General features: G+C 71.8%; 14 protein-coding genes. 2 read left to right on the plus strand and 12 right to left on the minus strand.

Annotated elements, in window-relative coordinates; translation table 11 throughout:
- Window positions 1–6: 6 nt before the first annotated feature.
- Genes nuoK through GVV76_RS05620 form a run of 12 tightly spaced genes read right to left on the minus strand, consistent with a single transcriptional unit; the run spans window position 7 to window position 12,722 of the window.
- Window positions 7–306 (minus strand): NADH-quinone oxidoreductase subunit NuoK, encoded by a 300-nt coding sequence (nuoK, locus tag GVV76_RS05565; protein ID WP_159523634.1) that lies wholly within the window; start codon window positions 304–306, stop codon window positions 7–9.
- Window positions 303–1,274, minus strand: coding sequence for an NADH-quinone oxidoreductase subunit J (locus GVV76_RS05570; protein ID WP_159523636.1), 972 nt, complete (start codon window positions 1,272–1,274; stop codon window positions 303–305). Before GVV76_RS05570 ends, nuoK begins: the two co-directional genes overlap by 4 nt.
- The gene (nuoI, locus tag GVV76_RS05575) at window positions 1,271–1,957 is read right to left on the minus strand and encodes an NADH-quinone oxidoreductase subunit NuoI (protein WP_159523638.1); all 687 of its coding nucleotides are present in this window, start codon (window positions 1,955–1,957) and stop codon (window positions 1,271–1,273) included. The genes GVV76_RS05570 and nuoI overlap by 4 nt, the downstream gene beginning before the upstream one ends.
- The gene (gene nuoH, locus GVV76_RS05580; protein WP_159625611.1) at window positions 1,950–3,368 is read right to left on the minus strand and encodes an NADH-quinone oxidoreductase subunit NuoH; all 1,419 of its coding nucleotides are present in this window, start codon (window positions 3,366–3,368) and stop codon (window positions 1,950–1,952) included. The genes nuoI and nuoH overlap by 8 nt, the downstream gene beginning before the upstream one ends.
- The gene (locus GVV76_RS05585) at window positions 3,365–6,118 is read right to left on the minus strand and encodes an NADH-quinone oxidoreductase subunit G (RefSeq protein WP_159625613.1); all 2,754 of its coding nucleotides are present in this window, start codon (window positions 6,116–6,118) and stop codon (window positions 3,365–3,367) included. The genes nuoH and GVV76_RS05585 overlap by 4 nt, the downstream gene beginning before the upstream one ends.
- A gap of 3 nt (window positions 6,119–6,121) precedes the next feature.
- On the minus strand, window positions 6,122–7,480 hold the full coding sequence (gene nuoF, locus GVV76_RS05590; RefSeq protein WP_159523644.1) for an NADH-quinone oxidoreductase subunit NuoF: 1,359 nt from the start codon (window positions 7,478–7,480) through the stop codon (window positions 6,122–6,124).
- Entirely contained in the window at window positions 7,477–8,223 is a 747-nt protein-coding gene (nuoE, locus tag GVV76_RS05595; RefSeq protein WP_235905277.1) for an NADH-quinone oxidoreductase subunit NuoE, read from the minus strand. The genes nuoF and nuoE overlap by 4 nt, the downstream gene beginning before the upstream one ends.
- Complete coding sequence (locus tag GVV76_RS05600; RefSeq protein ID WP_159523646.1) at window positions 8,223–9,611, minus strand: NADH-quinone oxidoreductase subunit D; 1,389 nt, start codon at window positions 9,609–9,611, stop codon at window positions 8,223–8,225. The genes nuoE and GVV76_RS05600 overlap by 1 nt, the downstream gene beginning before the upstream one ends.
- Window positions 9,611–10,387, minus strand: coding sequence for an NADH-quinone oxidoreductase subunit C (locus GVV76_RS05605; RefSeq protein ID WP_159523648.1), 777 nt, complete (start codon window positions 10,385–10,387; stop codon window positions 9,611–9,613). The genes GVV76_RS05600 and GVV76_RS05605 overlap by 1 nt, the downstream gene beginning before the upstream one ends.
- Entirely contained in the window at window positions 10,384–11,004 is a 621-nt protein-coding gene (locus GVV76_RS05610; protein WP_159523650.1) for an NADH-quinone oxidoreductase subunit B, read from the minus strand. The genes GVV76_RS05605 and GVV76_RS05610 overlap by 4 nt, the downstream gene beginning before the upstream one ends.
- 30 nt (window positions 11,005–11,034) lie before the next feature.
- Window positions 11,035–11,394, minus strand: a complete 360-nt coding sequence (gene ndhC / locus GVV76_RS05615) for an NADH-quinone oxidoreductase subunit A (RefSeq protein WP_159523652.1) — start codon at window positions 11,392–11,394, stop codon at window positions 11,035–11,037.
- Window positions 11,391–12,722, minus strand: a complete 1,332-nt coding sequence (locus tag GVV76_RS05620; RefSeq protein WP_268891779.1) for a geranylgeranyl reductase family protein — start codon at window positions 12,720–12,722, stop codon at window positions 11,391–11,393. Before GVV76_RS05620 ends, ndhC begins: the two co-directional genes overlap by 4 nt.
- 350 nt (window positions 12,723–13,072) lie before the next feature.
- On the opposite strand from GVV76_RS05620, the gene GVV76_RS05625 reads away from it, so the two are divergent.
- Complete coding sequence (locus tag GVV76_RS05625) at window positions 13,073–13,771, plus strand: demethylmenaquinone methyltransferase (RefSeq protein ID WP_159523654.1); 699 nt, start codon at window positions 13,073–13,075, stop codon at window positions 13,769–13,771.
- On the plus strand, window positions 13,768–15,189 hold the full coding sequence (locus GVV76_RS05630; RefSeq protein ID WP_159625621.1) for an isochorismate synthase: 1,422 nt from the start codon (window positions 13,768–13,770) through the stop codon (window positions 15,187–15,189). Before GVV76_RS05625 ends, GVV76_RS05630 begins: the two co-directional genes overlap by 4 nt.
- Window positions 15,190–15,207 lie beyond the last annotated feature (18 nt).

Raw genomic sequence — 15,207 nt, forward strand, 5'->3', positions numbered from 1 at the left:
GCCCCTTCAGTTCTTGAGCAGGTTGATGTCGTCGACCGACACTCCCCTGCGGGTTCGGAAGATGGACACGACGATGCTCAGCCCCACGACGACCTCGGCGGCGGCCACGACGATGACGAAGAAGGCGAAGATCTGCCCTGTCAGGTTGCCGTGGAGGCGCGAGAAGGTGACGAGCACGAGGTTGACAGCGTTGAGCATGAGCTCGACGCCCATGAGCTCAATGATCGCGTTGCGGCGCAGCAGCACGGTGAGCGCGCCGAGGGAGAACAGGATGATCGCCAGGATGATGTAGAACCCGATGCTCACTTGTCCTCCTCCTTCGCCTCAGTCTGGCTGGGTTCCGCGCCCGCGGTCTCGGGAGGGGCCGGGGCGGCTATGGGCTGGCTGACCACCGGGGCGGCGGCGCCGGGCATGGAGGCCATGCCGGATTGGGCCACGCGCGCCCCGGAGCGGGCGCGGATCTGGCCGGCCCGCGCGGCGGCCGCGGTCTCGGGGGAGACCTCGGCCAACTCGTAGCCGAGCTCCCGGGCGCGCAGGACGCGGGGGATGGACTCCTCGACGGCGGTGCCATCGGCGTCCAGGGCGGGGGCGGCGGCGGAGTTGGTGGCGGCGTAGACGCCGGGCATGGGCCGCTGACCGGGGTGGGTGCCCTTGATGGCGTAGTCGCGCAACTTCTCCTGGGCGATCGTCGCCTGGGAGCGCCTGGGGCGGATGCGCTGGCGGTGCGTGAGGGTCAGCGCTCCCAGGGCCGCCACGATGAGGAGCATCGCGGTGAGCTCCATGGTGACCACGTGACGGCTGAACAGGGCGGCGGCGAGCTCGGCCGGATCGGAGGCGGAGCCGAGGCCGGCGGGGCGGGGCAGGGGGGTCCGCCAGACCGTCACGCCGAGGGCGCCCGCCAGAGCGACCCCGACGAGGGCGATGAGCGGGACCTGGGACCTGGAGGAGGTGGCGCCCACGGGCTCCTCGCCGCCGACTCCGACGAGCATGATGACGAACAGGACGAGGGTCATGATGGCGCCGGTGTAGACCACCACCTGGGTAACGCCCAGGAAGGGGGCCTCATTGGCGATGTAGAGGATCGCCAGCCCGATCATGATGACGATCATGTTGACCGCGGCCGCAACGGCGCGCTTGGCGGTCAGCAGGCCGATGCCGCAGGCGATGGTGACCAGGGCGACGACGCCGAAGAGGACCGTCTCGCCGAGGGTCACCGCCCCGGAGCCACCGGGGGCTGCGGGCGCCAGCGGGAGGAGGAGGGTGGGTGAACTCATCGCACGGCCTCCTTCGGCCTGGCGGGGGCCTCCACGACCTTGACGGTGGCCAGGGTCGGGTCCTCGGGTCGGTGGGCGCGCACCCAGTCGGCCTGCGCCCGCGTCGGCCCGGTGACGGCGCCGCGGTAGTAGTCGCCGTCCTCAGTGCCCTCGACCATGGGGTGCGGGGCGTCCAGGGCGCCGTCGGGGACGGGGGCCAGGAGGTCGTCCTTCTCGTAGATGAGGCCGGTGCGGGTGGGGCCGACCAGCTCCTCGATCTCTAGGGTCATGGTCAGGGCCCGGGTGGGGCAGGCCTCGATGCACATGCCGCAGAAGATGCAGCGCAGGTAGTTGATCTGGTAGACGCGGCCGTAGCGCTCGCCGGGCGAGTACTGCGCGCCGGGGGCGTTGTCCGCGGCCTCGACGTAGATCGCGTCGGCGGGGCAGGCCCAGGCGCACAGTTCGCAGCCGATGCACTTCTCCAGGCCGTCGTCGTAGCGGTTGAGCTGGTGGCGGCCGTGGTAGCGCGGCATGAGGTTGGCCGGCTCGAAGGGGTACTGCTCGGTGACCGTGGGCCGGAACATCGAGGAGATCGTGACCCCGTACCCGGCCACGGGCGCGAAGGCCCGGGCCAGGGGGCCGGGAGCGTCGCGCAGCCACCGGTCGTGCTCGGAGGCGCGCGGGGTGGGGTTCAGGTCAGTCATCGGTCCCCTCCTGGGAGGTCGCGGCGGACTGGGCGCCGGCGGGTCCGACTGCGGCGCCCGCTGGTGCGAGGGAGGCGGCCGCCGCGGCGCGGCGGGCCCTGGGCGTGACCGGCAGGCTCTGACCGGGCAGCGGCGGAACGGGGTAGCCGCCCGCGTAGGCGTCGAACTCCTCGCCGGGGGCCACGAGGTCACCAGCGCCCTGGCCCGCGCGGGCGCCGTCGGCCGCGCCGTCGTCGCGGGCGGGCAGGAGGAACAGGATGAGCATGGCCACGAGGAAGACGACGGCCAGAACCATGAGCAGGCCGCGGGTGGAGCCGCCGGAGAAGGCACGGTAGCCCTGGACGACAGCCACCAGGACGAACCATCCCAGGGAGACCGGGATGAGGAACTTCCAGCCGAGCTTCATGAAGTGGTCGTAGCGAATGCGCACGAGGGTGCCCCGGGTCCAGATCATGAAGAACATGACGGTCCAGACCTTGGCGATGAACCAGAGCATCGGCCACCAGCCCTCGTTCGACCCGGGCCACAGCCATCCGAAGCCGGAGTGCCAGCCGCCCAGAAACAAGGTGACGCACACGGCCGAGACGTTGAACATGTTGATGTACTCGCCCAGGAAGTACCAGGCGAACTTCATCGAGGAGTACTCGACCATGTGGCCGGCGACGAGCTCACCCTCGGCCTCGGGCAGGTCGAAGGGCAGGCGGTTGACCTCTCCGACCATGGAGACGACGTAGATGAGGAAACTGGGGATCATGGCGATGCCCCACCACAGCCTGTCTTGCGCGGCGACGATCCCGGATGTGGACATCGTGGCCGAGGCGAGGAAGACCGTGAGGATCGACAGGCTCATGCTCAACTCGTAGGAGATGACCTGCGCCGCGCTGCGCACGGCGCCCAGCAGCGGGTAGACGGAATGGGTGGACCAGCCGCCCAGGATGATGCCGTAGACGCCGAAGGAGGTCACGGCCAGCACGTAGAGGATCGCCACCGGGAAGTCAGCCATCTGCAGGGGCGTGTGGTGGCCGAAGATGGAGACCTCGGGCCCGAAGGGGATGATCGCGTAGACCATGAAGGCCGTGAAGGCCGTGAGGATCGGCGCCACCAGGTAGAGGAACTTCTCGGCGCCGCCGAGCCAGAAGTCCTCCTTGAGAATCAACTTGGTGGCATCGGCGAGGGCCTGGAAGAGCCCGAAGGGGCCGTTGACGTTGGGGCCGGGGCGCGTCTGCATGCGGGCCAGGCCACGGCGCTCGACCCATAGGACCATGATGACGGACAGGATGAGGAAGGCCAGGAGGAAGAGGGCCTTGATCAGCGTGAGCCACCAGGTCTCCCCGCTGAAGTCGGCCTTGACTCCCCCGCTCGCGGCGACGGGCAGCGCCGCCGGGGCGAGGATGAGTGACGCGGTGCTCATCGGACCACCTCCGCAGTGGGCGTGTTGGGCTGGGCGGCGCTGCCGGGGGTCCCGGCCGCGCCGCTGATGGGGAGCGACACGCGCACGGGCGAGCCGTGGTGCGCGCCGAGGCTCTGGCGCACGGTCGAGCCGGCGGAGCACTCGGGGAGCCAGACGACGCCGTCGGCGACTCCCCCGATGACCGCGGGCAGCGCGATGGCACCGGTGCTGGTGGTCACCTCGACGACCTGCCCGCCGGTGACGCCCAGCCGGGAGGCGAGGTCGGCGCCGAGGCGGACCACGGGGCGCAGGGCGGTGGCGGCCAGGAAGGTCTCGCCGTCCTGGAGGCGTCCGGCATCGAGCATCGGCTTATGCGTGGCCAGCACCGCGGGCAGGCCGGAGGGGGCCGACGACGCCGCCTCGGACTCGTCCCCCACCTCCTGGGCGGGGGCCTCGCTGAAGGCGACGGCGGGGCGGGCCCCGGCCCACAGGCCCAGGCCGGCGAGCTCAGCGTGGAGGGTCTCAAGGCTGTCCACGCCCAGGTCCGCGCCCATCTCCGCGGCGAGCATGCCCAGGACCTGGCGGTCGGTGCGGGTGCGCGAGACGTGGGCCTGCCCGAAGGGGCGCACGCGCCCCTCCCAGTTGACGAAGGTGCCGTTCTTCTCCACGGGCGGGGCCACGGGGAGGACGACGTCGGCGTGCTCGGTGACCTCGGAGCGGCGCACCTCCAGCTGCACGGTGAAAGCAGAGGCGGCCAGGGCCGCGCGGGCCAGGCCGGGGTCGGGGAAGTCGCGCAGGTCGACGCCGCCGATGACGAGCCCGCCCAGCACGCCGTCGGTCAGGGCCGTGAGGATGGCGGTGGTGTCGCGGCCGGGGGCCTCGGGGAGGGGCCGGGCGCTCTCACCGGTGGTGGGGATCCCCCAGGCGGTGGCGACCTGCTCGCGGGCGGTGGCGTCGGCGACGGGCCGCCCGCCGGGAAGGAGGAAGGGCAGAGCGCCGGCCTCGATGCCCCCGCGCTCACCGGCGCGGCGCGGCACCCAGGCCAGGCGCGCGCCGGTGGCGGTGGCCAGGGTGTCGATGGTGGTGAGCAGGCCGGGGACGGCGGCGGCGCGCTCGCCGACGAGGATCGTGGCGCCGTCGGCCTTGAGGGCCTCGACGAGCGCCGGATGCGTCTGGGCCAGGAGGGCGACGGCGCGGGCCTCCTCGCCGGGAGCGACGAGGATAGACTCGGCGCTCATCTTGGCCTGGCCGGGGGTGAGCACGCTGGTGAGGGAGGCGACCCGAACCCCGCCGGCGCGCACGCCCTTGCGCAGGCGCAGGAAGAGCGAGCCGCACTCGTCCTCGGGCTCCAGGCCGACCAGGAGGACCTGGCCGGCGGTTTCGAGGCTGGTGTAGGTGACGGCGCCCAGGCCCGTGCCGGCCACGCGGGCGGCGAGGAAGGTGTCCTCCTCGGCGCTGTGGTCGCGCACGCGCTGGTCGATGTCGTTGGTGCCCAGCACCGCCCGGGCGAAGCGGGACCAGGCCCAGGCGTCCTCCAGCGTCAGGCGCGCGCCGGGCAGGAGCCCGACCCCGCCGTCGGCGGCGGCGCGCGCCAGTCCCCGGGCGGCCACGTCGAGGGCGTCGGACCAGGAGGTGGGCACCAGCTCGCCGGCCTCGTCGCGCACGAGCGGCGTGGTCAGGCGGTCGGGGGCGGTGGCCCAGGGGAAGGCGAAGCGGTCCTTGTCGGTGATCCACTCCTCGTTGACCTCGGGGTCATCGCCGGCCAGGCGGCGCAGGACGGCGCCGCGGCGCATGTCGACGCGGATCGCGGAGCCGGAGGCGTCATGCTCGGTGACCGAGGGGGTGGACACGAGGTCCACGGGGCGGGCGCGGAAGCGGTAGCGCGCGGAGGTGAGGGCGCCCACCGGGCAGATCTGGATGATGTTGCCCGAGAAGTAGGAGGCGAAGGGGCGCCCGGAGACATCGAGGTCGCCGCGGCCCGGGTCGATCGGCCCGGGGGCCAGGCCGTCGGCGGCGCCGGGATCGCCCGAGGGGCCGGCGAGGCCCTCGGCGGGCATGAGGCCGTGCGCGCCGCGGATCGACTGGGCGCCGGGGGCTCCGGGCGCATCCGGGTCGAGGAAGTCGAGGACGGTGGAGTCGAAGCGGCCGATCTGCTCGGAGTAGAGGCCCCCGCTGTGCCCATCGGTGGCGGGGTGGCCACCGCCGCGCCCCTGGAGGGCGATGAAGCGGTCCCCGGCGATCTCGTCGGCGAAGCGCACGCAGCGCTGACACAGGATGCAACGGTCGCGGTCGAGCAGGACGTTGCTGGTCAGGCGCAGGGGCTTGGGGAAAGTGCGCTTGACGTCGGTGAATCGGGTGACGGACTGCGCGCCGGTGCTCATGAGCTCCAGGGCCTGGTTCTGCAGGGGGCACTCACCGGCCTTGTCACAGATGGGGCAGTCCAGGGGGTGGTTGATGAGAAGGAACTCCATGGTGCCGGCCTGGGCCTTGGCCGCCACCGCGCTGGTGGCCTGAGTGGAGATCTCCATGCCCTCGGTGGCGGTCATGGCGCAGGAGGGCTGGGGCTTGGGCATGGGCCGCACATTGCCCTCGCGGTCCGGCATGGCGACCTCGACGAGGCACTGGCGGCAGTTAGCCGAGGGCCCGAGCAGGGGGTGGTCGCAGAAGCGCGGGATGCGCACGCCGATCCGCTCCGCGGCGCGGATGAGCAGCGTTCCCTTGGCGACCTCGACGGGGACGCCGTCGATCGTGATGTTGACCATCTCAGTCATGACTCACCTGGCGCTTTCGAGGATGGAGGAGGCGCGGTAGGGGAAGAGCTCGCGGGCGGGCGTGGTGTAGCCGGCCTCGAACTCATCGCGGAACCGCTTGATGCCGGACAGCACCGGGGTGGCCGAGGCGTCGCCGAGGGCGCAGAAGGAGCGCCCGGCGATGTTGCTGGCGATGTCCTCGAGCTTCTCGACATCGCCGGGGATGCCCTTGCCGGCCTCAAGGCGCAGCATGATCTGGCGCATCCAGTAGGTGCCCTCGCGGCAGGGGGTGCACTTGCCGCAGGACTCGTGCTGGTAGAACTCCGTCCACCGGGCGACGACACGCACCACGGAGACGGTGTCGTCGAAGACCTGGAGGGCGCGGGTCCCCAGCATCGAGCCGGCGCCGGCCACCGATTCGTAGTCGAGGGGGACGTCGAGCTCGTCGGGGGTGAAGATCGGGGTGGAGGAGCCTCCGGGCACCCAGAACTTGAGGCTGTGGCCGGGCCGGATGCCGCCGGCGAACTCGATGAGCTGGCGCATGGTGATGCCGAAGGGGGCCTCGAACTGGCCGGGGCTCACCACGTGCCCGGACACGGAGAAGATGCCGTGGCCCTTGGAGCGCTCGGTGCCCATGGCGTTGTACCAGTCGGCGCCCTTGGCCAGGATCCCGGGCACGGAGGCGATGGTCTCCACGTTGTTGATAACCGTGGGCCGCCCGTAAAGGCCGGCGACGGCGGGGAAGGGCGGCTTGAGGCGCGGGTGGCCGCGGCGGCCCTCGAGGGAGTCGAGCAGCGCCGTCTCCTCACCGCAGATGTAGGCGCCGGCGCCGGCGTGGGCGACGATCCGCAGCGGCTGCTCGCCGTCGAGCCCGAACCCGGTGGAGAGCAGACCGGAGTCGGCGGCCTCGCGCACGGCGGCCAGCAGGCGCCGGTAGACGTGGGTGACCTCTCCGCGCAGGTAGACGAAGGCCAGATCCCCGCCGATGGCGCGCGAGGTGATAGCAATGCCCTCGATGAGGGCCTGGGGGTTGGCCAGGATGGTGGGGATGTCCTTGCAGGTGCCGGGCTCGGACTCATCGGCGTTGACGACGAGGTAGCGGGGCGCCCCATCCATGGGGGGCAGGAAGGACCACTTCAGGCCCGTGGGGAACCCGGCGCCGCCGCGGCCGCGCAGGTTGGAGCCCTTGACCAGGCCGATGAGCTCCTCGGGGCTCATGGTCTTGGCGCGAGCCAGGCCCTCGTAGCCGCCCACGGAGAGGTAGTGCTCCAGGGTCCAGGATCGGTCCTCGCCCCAGTGCTCGGTGAGCACGGGGGTGAGTGTGCCCGGCGCGGTGAAGGAGGGGCCGGCGGGTTGGGAGGCGTCGACGGCATTGGTGCTCACTTGGTGTCCTCCTTCGGGCTGGTCCAGCCGTTGGCCGCGGCGATGCGCCGGCCGAGGAGGCTGGGCTCGCCTGCCGAGGGGCCCTCGTCGGCGTGGCCGTCCTCGAATCCGGCCAGGACGCGCTCATTGGCGCGGAAGGTCGGCAAGGCGTCCGGCCCGCGCGTGGGGCGCGCGCCCTCGCCGCCCTCCAGCGCGTCGATGAGGGCGACGGCGGAGGCGGGCGTCTGATTGTCGAAGAACTCCCAGTTGACCATGACGATGGGGGCGTAGTCGCAGGCGGCGTTGCACTCGATGCGCTCCAGGCTGATGCGGCCGTCCTCGGAGGTCTCGTCGGAGCCGAGCCCGGTGCGCGCCGACACCGCCTCCCAGATCTCATCCCCGCCCATGACGGCGCACAAGGCGTTGGTGCACACGCCCACGTGGTACTCACCGGCGGGGTGGCGGCGGAACTGGCTGTAGAAGGTGGCCACGGCGCTCACCTCGGAGCGGGTGAGGCCCAGCTCCTCGGCGCACAGGGCGATGCCCGCGGGCGAGACGTAGCCGTCGACGCTCTGGATGAGGTGGAGCATGGGGATGAGCGCGCTGCGCTGGTGCTCGGCGGGGTAACGGCTTTTGATGGCCTCGATGTCGGCGAGCAGCTGGGCGGCGACGCCCTCATCCCAGGCGGCGGTGAGGGCCGCGGGGATGGCGGGAATGGCGGCCTGATCGGCCGCGGGTGCCGCGGTGGTCGGGTTCGTGCTCATCAGCGGTCCACGCCTCCCAGGACGGGGTCGATCGAGGCCAGGGTCGGCACGAGGTCGGCGATCATGCCGCCCTCGGCCATGAGGGCCAGGGACTGCAGGTTGGAGTAGGAGGGGTCGCGGAAGTGGACCCTGTAGGGGCGGGTGCCGCCGTCGGAGACCGCGTGGACGCCCAGGATTCCCTTGGCGTGCTCCACCTTTTGGAAGACCTGGCCCGCGGGGACGCGGAAGCCCTGGGTGACCAGTTTGAAATGGTGGATGAGGGACTCCATGGAACTGCCCATGATCTCGCGGACGTGCTCGAAGGACTGGCCCTGGCCGTCGGTGGCGATGGCCATGCGGGCGGGCCAGGCGATGGTGGGGTCGGCCACCATGGTGGTGTTCGAGGGGTGGTTGCCGCGCGCGGAGATGGCGTCGAGGCGCTCCAGGCACTGCGAGATGATCTTGAGTGACTGGTAGCACTCGTCGACGCGCATGCGCAGGCGGGTGTAGCAGTCGGAGCGGTCGTAGGTGGGGACCTCGAAGTCGTAGGTCTCGTAGCCGCAGTAGGGGTTGGTCTTGCGCAGGTCGAGGGGGTAGCCGGCGGCCCGCAGGCAGGGGCCGGTCAGCCCCATGGCCATGGCGCCGGCCAGGGAGATCTCGCCGACTCCAATGAACCGGGACTTCAGGATCGGGTTCTCCATGAGGAGGAGCTCGAGCTCGTGGAGGTCCTTCTTCATATCCGGCATGACCGAGCGCACGAAGTCGGTCAGGCCCTCGGGAAGGTCCTGGGCGAGCCCGCCGGGGCGCACGTAGGCGTGGTTCATGCGCAGGCCGGAGACCATCTCGAAGACGCGGAGGATGTTCTCGCGGCAGCGGAAGGCGATGGTCATGAGCGTGGTGCCGCCCATCTCATTGCCGCCGGTGCCCACGGCCACGACATGCGAGGCGATGCGGTTGAGCTCCATGAGCAGGACCCTGGTGACGGTGGCCTTCTCGGGGATGTCGTCCGTGATGCCCAGGAGCTTCTCGACGGCGAGGGCGTAGCCGACCTCCTGGAAGAAGGGGGCGACGTAGTCCATGCGGGTCACGAAGGTCTCGCCCTGCACCCAGGTGCGGTACTCCATGTTCTTCTCAATGCCCGTGTGGAGGTAGCCGGTGCCCACGCGGACCTCGGTGACGGTCTCGCCGTCGATCTCCAGGACGAGGCGGAGCACGCCGTGGGTGGAGGGGTGGACGGGCCCCATGTTGACCACGATCCGGTCGTGCTTGAGGCGGTCGGCCTCATCGCGGGCGGCGATCTGGGCGACGACGTCGTCCCAGTCACCCCCGGACAGGGTGTACTGCGGGGCGCCGTCGGCGAGGTCGTCGGTGGCGGGGCCGGCGGCGGTGAAGGCTGCGGTGGTGCTCATCAGCGGTACGACCTCCGGGTGTCTGCGGGCGGGGTGGTGGCGCCCTTGTACTCGACGGGGATGCCGCCGAGCGGGTAGTCCTTGCGCTGCGGGTGGCCGACCCAGTCGTCGGGCATCGCGGAGCGGGTGAGGTTGGGGTGTCCGTCAAAGACGATGCCCATGAGGTCCCAGGTCTCGCGCTCGTGCCAGTCGTCACCGGGGTAGAGGGAGACGATCGAGGGCACGTGGGGGTCGGACTCGGGGCAGGTGACCTCCAGGCGGATCATGCGCGCGCCGTGGGTCAGGCTCATGAACTGGAAGCAGGCGTGCAGTTCGCGCCCGGTCAACTGGGGGTAGTGGACGCCGCTCACGCCCAGGCACAGCTCGAAGCGCAGGTCCTGGTCGTCCCGCAGGGGGGCGACGACGTCGAGCAGGTGCTCGCGGGCGATGAACAGGGTGAGCTCGTCGTGCTCGATGACGACCTTCTCGATGGCGGCGGCCGGGTCGACGCCGGAGGCGCGCAGGTCCTCGATGAGGGCGTCCACGGCGTCGTCGAACCAGCCGCCGTAGGGGCGGGAGGCGGCCGGCGCCAGGGTGACGGCGGACTGAGTGAGGCCGTAGCCGGTGGTGTCGCCGGAGTCGGCGGCGCCGAAGTGCCCGCTGTGGCGCGAAACGACCTCGACGCGCAACTCGGGGCGCACCGGGGCGCCCGCGATCTCGGGCACCGCGGGCCCGGCGGGGGCGGAGGCGAGCTCCTCCGAGGGGGCGCCGTCCTTCGGCGCGGTGGTGTCACTCATGCGAGCTGGCCCTTCATCTCGGTCACGGGAGTGGCGGCGAGGGCGGCGGCCTCGACGGCGCGCGCGATCTCCTCGCGGTGCTTGAGCATGGGCTTGGCCTCGACCTGACGGGTGAGCTCGAGCATGGCGTTGATGAGCATCTCGGGGCGGGGCGGGCAGCCGGGCAGGTAGATGTCCACCGGGACCACGTGGTCGCAGCCCTGGACGATGGCGTAGTTGTTGAAGATGCCACCGGAGGAGGCGCAGGCGCCCATGGAGATGACCCACTTGGGCTCGGGCATCGAGTCGTAGACGTTGCGGATGATGGGGGCCATCTTGTGGGAGAGGCGGCCCGAGACGATCATGACGTCGGCGTGGCGGGGCGAGGCGCGGAAGACCTCCCAGCCGAAGCGGGCCATGTCGAAGCGGGGGGTGCCGGTGGCCATCATCTCGATGGCGCAGCAGGCCAGTCCCATGGTGACGGGCCACAGGGAGCGGGCCTGCCCCAAGCCGGCCAGGCGCTCAACGCTGGTGAGCAGGAAGCCGGGCCCCTCGACCGACTCGATGGCCTGGGCCGTCAAGTCATCCCGCTTGGACGGGATGGACTTCATCTTGGCGCGGTAGGCGTCCATGTTCATCGCTACTGCCTCTCTTCCGTCGCGTCCCGCTCAGTCCCAGTCCAGACCGCCGCGGCGCCATTCCAGGATGTAGGGCACCGTGATGAGGGCGATGAAGATGAGCGCGGCGGACAACCCGAAGAACCCGAGCCGGGCGAAGGCGGTGGCCCAGGGGTAGAGGAAGACGACCTCGACGTCAAAGATGATGAACGTCATGCCCACCAGGTAGAAGGAGACGGGGAAGCGCCCGGTCTCGGTGTTGACGGGGGTGGGGTCGATCCCGCACTCGTAGTTGGCGACCTTGACCCGGTTGGTCCGGTTCGGGCTGATGATCGCCGACAGCGCCAGTCCACCCAGCGCGACGACGAGCGCCACCCCGGCCATAACGAGCAGTGAGACGTATGGATTCATGCTGCTGGCACCATCCTTGTCAGAAGTTGGATGAAATGGTCGACCGCGTCGCCGCCGCGGCGCTCCCACCCGTCGGACAGGAGCTTGGTGACGAGTTTCATGAGGCGTTTGCGGGGAAGCCCGTAGCGGGTGCAGATCCGCATGACCTCGGGGTGCTCGATGAGGGCGACAAAGAGGCGCCCAAGCGTGTAGTAGCCGCCCATCTCCGCGCGCAGGGCGGCCGGGTACTGGGCGAGCGCCTGCTCGCGGCCGGCCTGGGTGGAGCGCACGGCGGCCTGCGCGGCCGCCTGGGCGGCGAGACGCCCGGACATGAGCGCCTGGGCGATGCCCTCGCCGTTGAAGGGGGAGACCATGCCGCCGGCGTCGCCCAGGAGCATGAGCCCGTCGGCGTAGTGGGGCTTGCGGTTGAAGGCCATGGGCAGGGCGGCGGAGGCGAGGCGCCCGATCTGGTTGTCCTGCGTGAAGCCCCACTCAGCCGGGCAGTTCGCGATCCAGCGGGCGAAGGCGCCGCGGTAGTCGATGCGGGTGGTGGCGGCCCGGGAGGAGACTGAGCCGAGCCCGACGTTGACGACGCCGTCGCCCACGGGCCAGATCCAGCCGTAGCCGGGCAGGAGGTCGGACTCGCCGGGCTTGCCGTCCCACAGTTCGAGCTGGGACTCCATCCACTCGTCGCTGGCGCGCGGGGAGCGGAAGTAGGCGCGCACGGCCACGCCCAGGGGCCTGCGCTCGTTCTTGGCGCGGCCCACGGCCGTGGCCAGGCGTGCGGAGACACCGCCGGCGTCGATGACGAGCGGGGCGGACAGGCGCGCGGGGGCCTCGATGCCGGGGGCCTCGACACGGGCGCTGGGCTTGGCCTCGACTCCGATGACGCGCCCCGAGGGGGTCATGACCGGGCCGGTGACGGTGACGCCGGTCAGCAGCCGGGCGCCGGCGCGCTGGGCATGGGCGGCCAGGTCCGCGTCGAGCCGGGCGCGGGGGCGGGCCATCCCGTAGGAGGGGAAGGAGGCCTGCTCGGGCCAGGGGAAGGTGAGGCGGTGCCCGCCGCCGATGACGCGCAGGCCGACGTTCCGCTGCCAGCCGGTGGTGTCCACGGCCATGGAGGCGAGCTCGCGCACGGCGGAGGGGGTGAGGCCGTCACCGCAGACCTTGTCCCGGCCGAGCTCGCCCTTCTCCACCAGGAGCACGTCCAGGCCGAGGGTGGCCAGGTGGTAGGCGGCCGATGAGCCGGCGGGTCCGGCGCCCATGACGACGACGTCCGCGGCCAGGTCACTCCCGCGCGCAGGCCGCTGCGCCGTCGGGGCGCTGTGGCTCGTGGGGGTGATCGTCATCGGTCAGTCTCCTTCGAGAGATCTCATGCCATGGCCCTGTAATAGGGCGTCCGCGGCGCTCTCGGCGCGGGCAATGGGCCATGTGACCCATCCGGCACGGCGGGCCTGGGAAAATCCTAGCGAGATGACACCGTGGTCTCGGTCCTCGATCACTCCGACCAGCCCATCAGCGGAATCACAACGATTCAGGCACCCCTCTGTGACCGGAGACAAGTCATCGGACAAGTGAATTACGTCCGTTTCTCGTATCCAAATACCACATTTTCCTAGGACCAGGGTCCCCCATAGCGCCACCACCCGGGCTGGCCGGCGCGGCGGGGATGGCGGCGACTTCCTGGAATGATGGGGCCATGAGCCGAGCCTCCCTCTCCAAGGACCCCCGCGAGGTCGCGGGCATGTTCGACGCGGTCGCGCACCGCTACGACCTCACCAACGACGTCATGAGCCTGTGGCAGGTGCGCATGTGGCGGCGAGTCACCCGCGCCGCCGTCGCGGCCCGCCCCGGGATGCGGGTCCTCGACCTCGCCGCCGGCACCGGCACCTCGGCCGTGGAGTACGCGGCCGACGGGGCCGACGTCGTCGCCTGCGACTTCTCCCCCGGGATGGTCGCCGAGGGGAGGCGCCGCCACCCGGGGATCGAGTTCGTCGAGGGCGACGCGATGGACCTGCCCTTCGCCGACGAATCCTTCGACGTCGTCACGATCTCCTACGGGCTGCGCAACGTGCAGGACACCTCCAAGGCCCTGCGCGAGATGGCGCGCGTGACCCGGCCGGGCGGGCGCATCGTCATCGCCGAGTTCTCCTCCCCCACCTGGCGGGCCTTCCGCACCGCCTACCGCTTCTACCTCGGCACGGCCCTGCCGGCCCTGGCCCGCCTTGTCTCGTCGAACACCGAGGCCTACGACTACCTGGGGGAGTCGATCCTCGCCTGGCCCGACCAGCGCGCCCTGGCGGCGCTCATGCAGGAGGCCGGGTGGCGCGGCGTGGGCTACAAGAACCTGTCGGGCGGGATCGTCGCCGTCCACCGCGCCGCCAAGCCGCGACCGTGAGCGGCGCCGCGCCCTTCCGGCGCCCCGGGACGCCGCGGCCACTGGCCCTCGCCGCCGCCGAGGCGGCCGCGCGTCCCCCGCGCCTGTCGTTCCTGACCACCGCGCTGCCGCCCGGCGTCCTCGATGGCGCGGAACTGCTCGACCTGCTCACCGGGCGCGACGACGTCGTCTCCTGGGTTCACGAGGGGCGGGGCCTGGTGGGGCTCGGCCGGGCGCTGGTCCTGGGCGCGCGGGGGGCGGGGCGCATCGAGGAGCTGCGCCGCGCCTGGCGGGCGACGGTCTACGCCTCCTGGTGGCGCGATCCGTTGGTCCGGCCGGGCACGGGGCCGGTGGCGGTGGGGACGATCGCGTTCTCGGACCGCTCGGCGGCCGAGTCCGTGCTGCTCGTGCCGGAGGTCATCGTGGGCGCCGATGAGAGCGGGGCCTGGATGACGACGGCGGTCCGCGCCCCAGTCGGGGGCGCCCCCGGGGTTGGCGGGGCGCCCGCGGAGCACCCCGACCATGGCGCGCTCCTCGCCGAGCTACTGGAGACGGCGTCGGCGGCGCCCGAGGCCGGCGCCGACCGCGGGCGGGCCCTCGTGGAGTTCGGCGCCCTGGATGAGGCGGGCTGGCGCGCGGCCGTGGACGTCACCCGCGAGCGCATGCGCGCTGGCGAGGCCCGCAAGGTCGTCCTGGCCAGGGATGTGCTGGTCACTCCGGGCCAGGCCCTTCCCGCGGGGACGATCCTGGGCAGGCTGGGACGGGCGTACCCGTCATGCTGGACCTTCGCGGTCGATGGGATGCTCGGCGCCTCACCGGAGATGCTGCTGCGCCTGGCCGGCCGCAGGCTGACGAGCCGCGTGCTGGCCGGGACGGCCCGCCGCCACCCGGGCGACACCCCCAGTCGCACCGCCGAACTGGCCGCCTGGCTGGAGGGCTCGGAGAAGAACAACCGGGAGCACGCCCTGGCGCGGGCCTCGGCGATCGAGGCACTCATGCCGCTGTGCTCGGTGGTGGAGGCGCCCGAGCGATTCCTCCTGGAGCTGCCCAACGTCCTGCACCTGGCCAGCGATATCACCGGCGTGGTGGCAGGGGATACGGGCGCCCTGTCCCTCGTGGGGGCCCTGCACCCCACCGCGGCGGTGTGCGGCACCCCGCGCGGCGCGGCGGACCGGATCATCGAAGAGGTCGAGGGCATGGACCGCGGGCGCTACGCGGGGCCGGTGGGCTGGGTGGACTGGCATGGCGAGGGCGAGTGGTGCATCGCGCTGCGCAGTGGTTCCATCGCCGCGCCCGGCGGGCAGGTGAGGGTCTTCGGGGGCGGCGGGATCATGCCGGACTCCGATCCCGACGATGAACTCGCCGAGACCCGCGCGAAGATGCGCCCCATGCTCGGCGCCCTCGGCGCCCTCCCCATCGCCGAGACCGGTCGAAAATAGGAGCGAGACCGGTCCCGG

The organism is Actinomyces sp. zg296, assembly GCF_009829695.1.
GTDB lineage: Bacteria > Actinomycetota > Actinomycetes > Actinomycetales > Actinomycetaceae > Actinomyces > Actinomyces marmotae.

What these genes read in the sequence shown, in the direction of transcription:
- GVV76_RS05570 (WP_159523636.1), bottom strand. Translation starts at nt 1,274, where the DNA reads ATGAGTTCACCCACCCTCCTCCTCCCGCTGGCGCCCGCAGCCCCCGGT.
- nuoI (WP_159523638.1), bottom strand. Translation starts at nt 1,957, where the DNA reads ATGACTGACCTGAACCCCACCCCGCGCGCCTCCGAGCACGACCGGTGG.
- nuoH (WP_159625611.1), bottom strand. Translation starts at nt 3,368, where the DNA reads ATGAGCACCGCGTCACTCATCCTCGCCCCGGCGGCGCTGCCCGTCGCC.
- GVV76_RS05585 (WP_159625613.1), bottom strand. Translation starts at nt 6,118, where the DNA reads ATGACTGAGATGGTCAACATCACGATCGACGGCGTCCCCGTCGAGGTC.
- nuoE (WP_235905277.1), bottom strand. Translation starts at nt 8,223, where the DNA reads ATGAGCACGAACCCGACCACCGCGGCACCCGCGGCCGATCAGGCCGCC.
- GVV76_RS05600 (WP_159523646.1), bottom strand. Translation starts at nt 9,611, where the DNA reads ATGAGCACCACCGCAGCCTTCACCGCCGCCGGCCCCGCCACCGACGAC.
- GVV76_RS05605 (WP_159523648.1), bottom strand. Translation starts at nt 10,387, where the DNA reads ATGAGTGACACCACCGCGCCGAAGGACGGCGCCCCCTCGGAGGAGCTC.
- GVV76_RS05610 (WP_159523650.1), bottom strand. Translation starts at nt 11,004, where the DNA reads ATGAACATGGACGCCTACCGCGCCAAGATGAAGTCCATCCCGTCCAAG.
- ndhC (WP_159523652.1), bottom strand. Translation starts at nt 11,394, where the DNA reads ATGAATCCATACGTCTCACTGCTCGTTATGGCCGGGGTGGCGCTCGTC.
- GVV76_RS05620 (WP_268891779.1), bottom strand. Translation starts at nt 12,722, where the DNA reads ATGACGATCACCCCCACGAGCCACAGCGCCCCGACGGCGCAGCGGCCT.
- GVV76_RS05625 (WP_159523654.1), top strand. Translation starts at nt 13,073, where the DNA reads ATGAGCCGAGCCTCCCTCTCCAAGGACCCCCGCGAGGTCGCGGGCATG.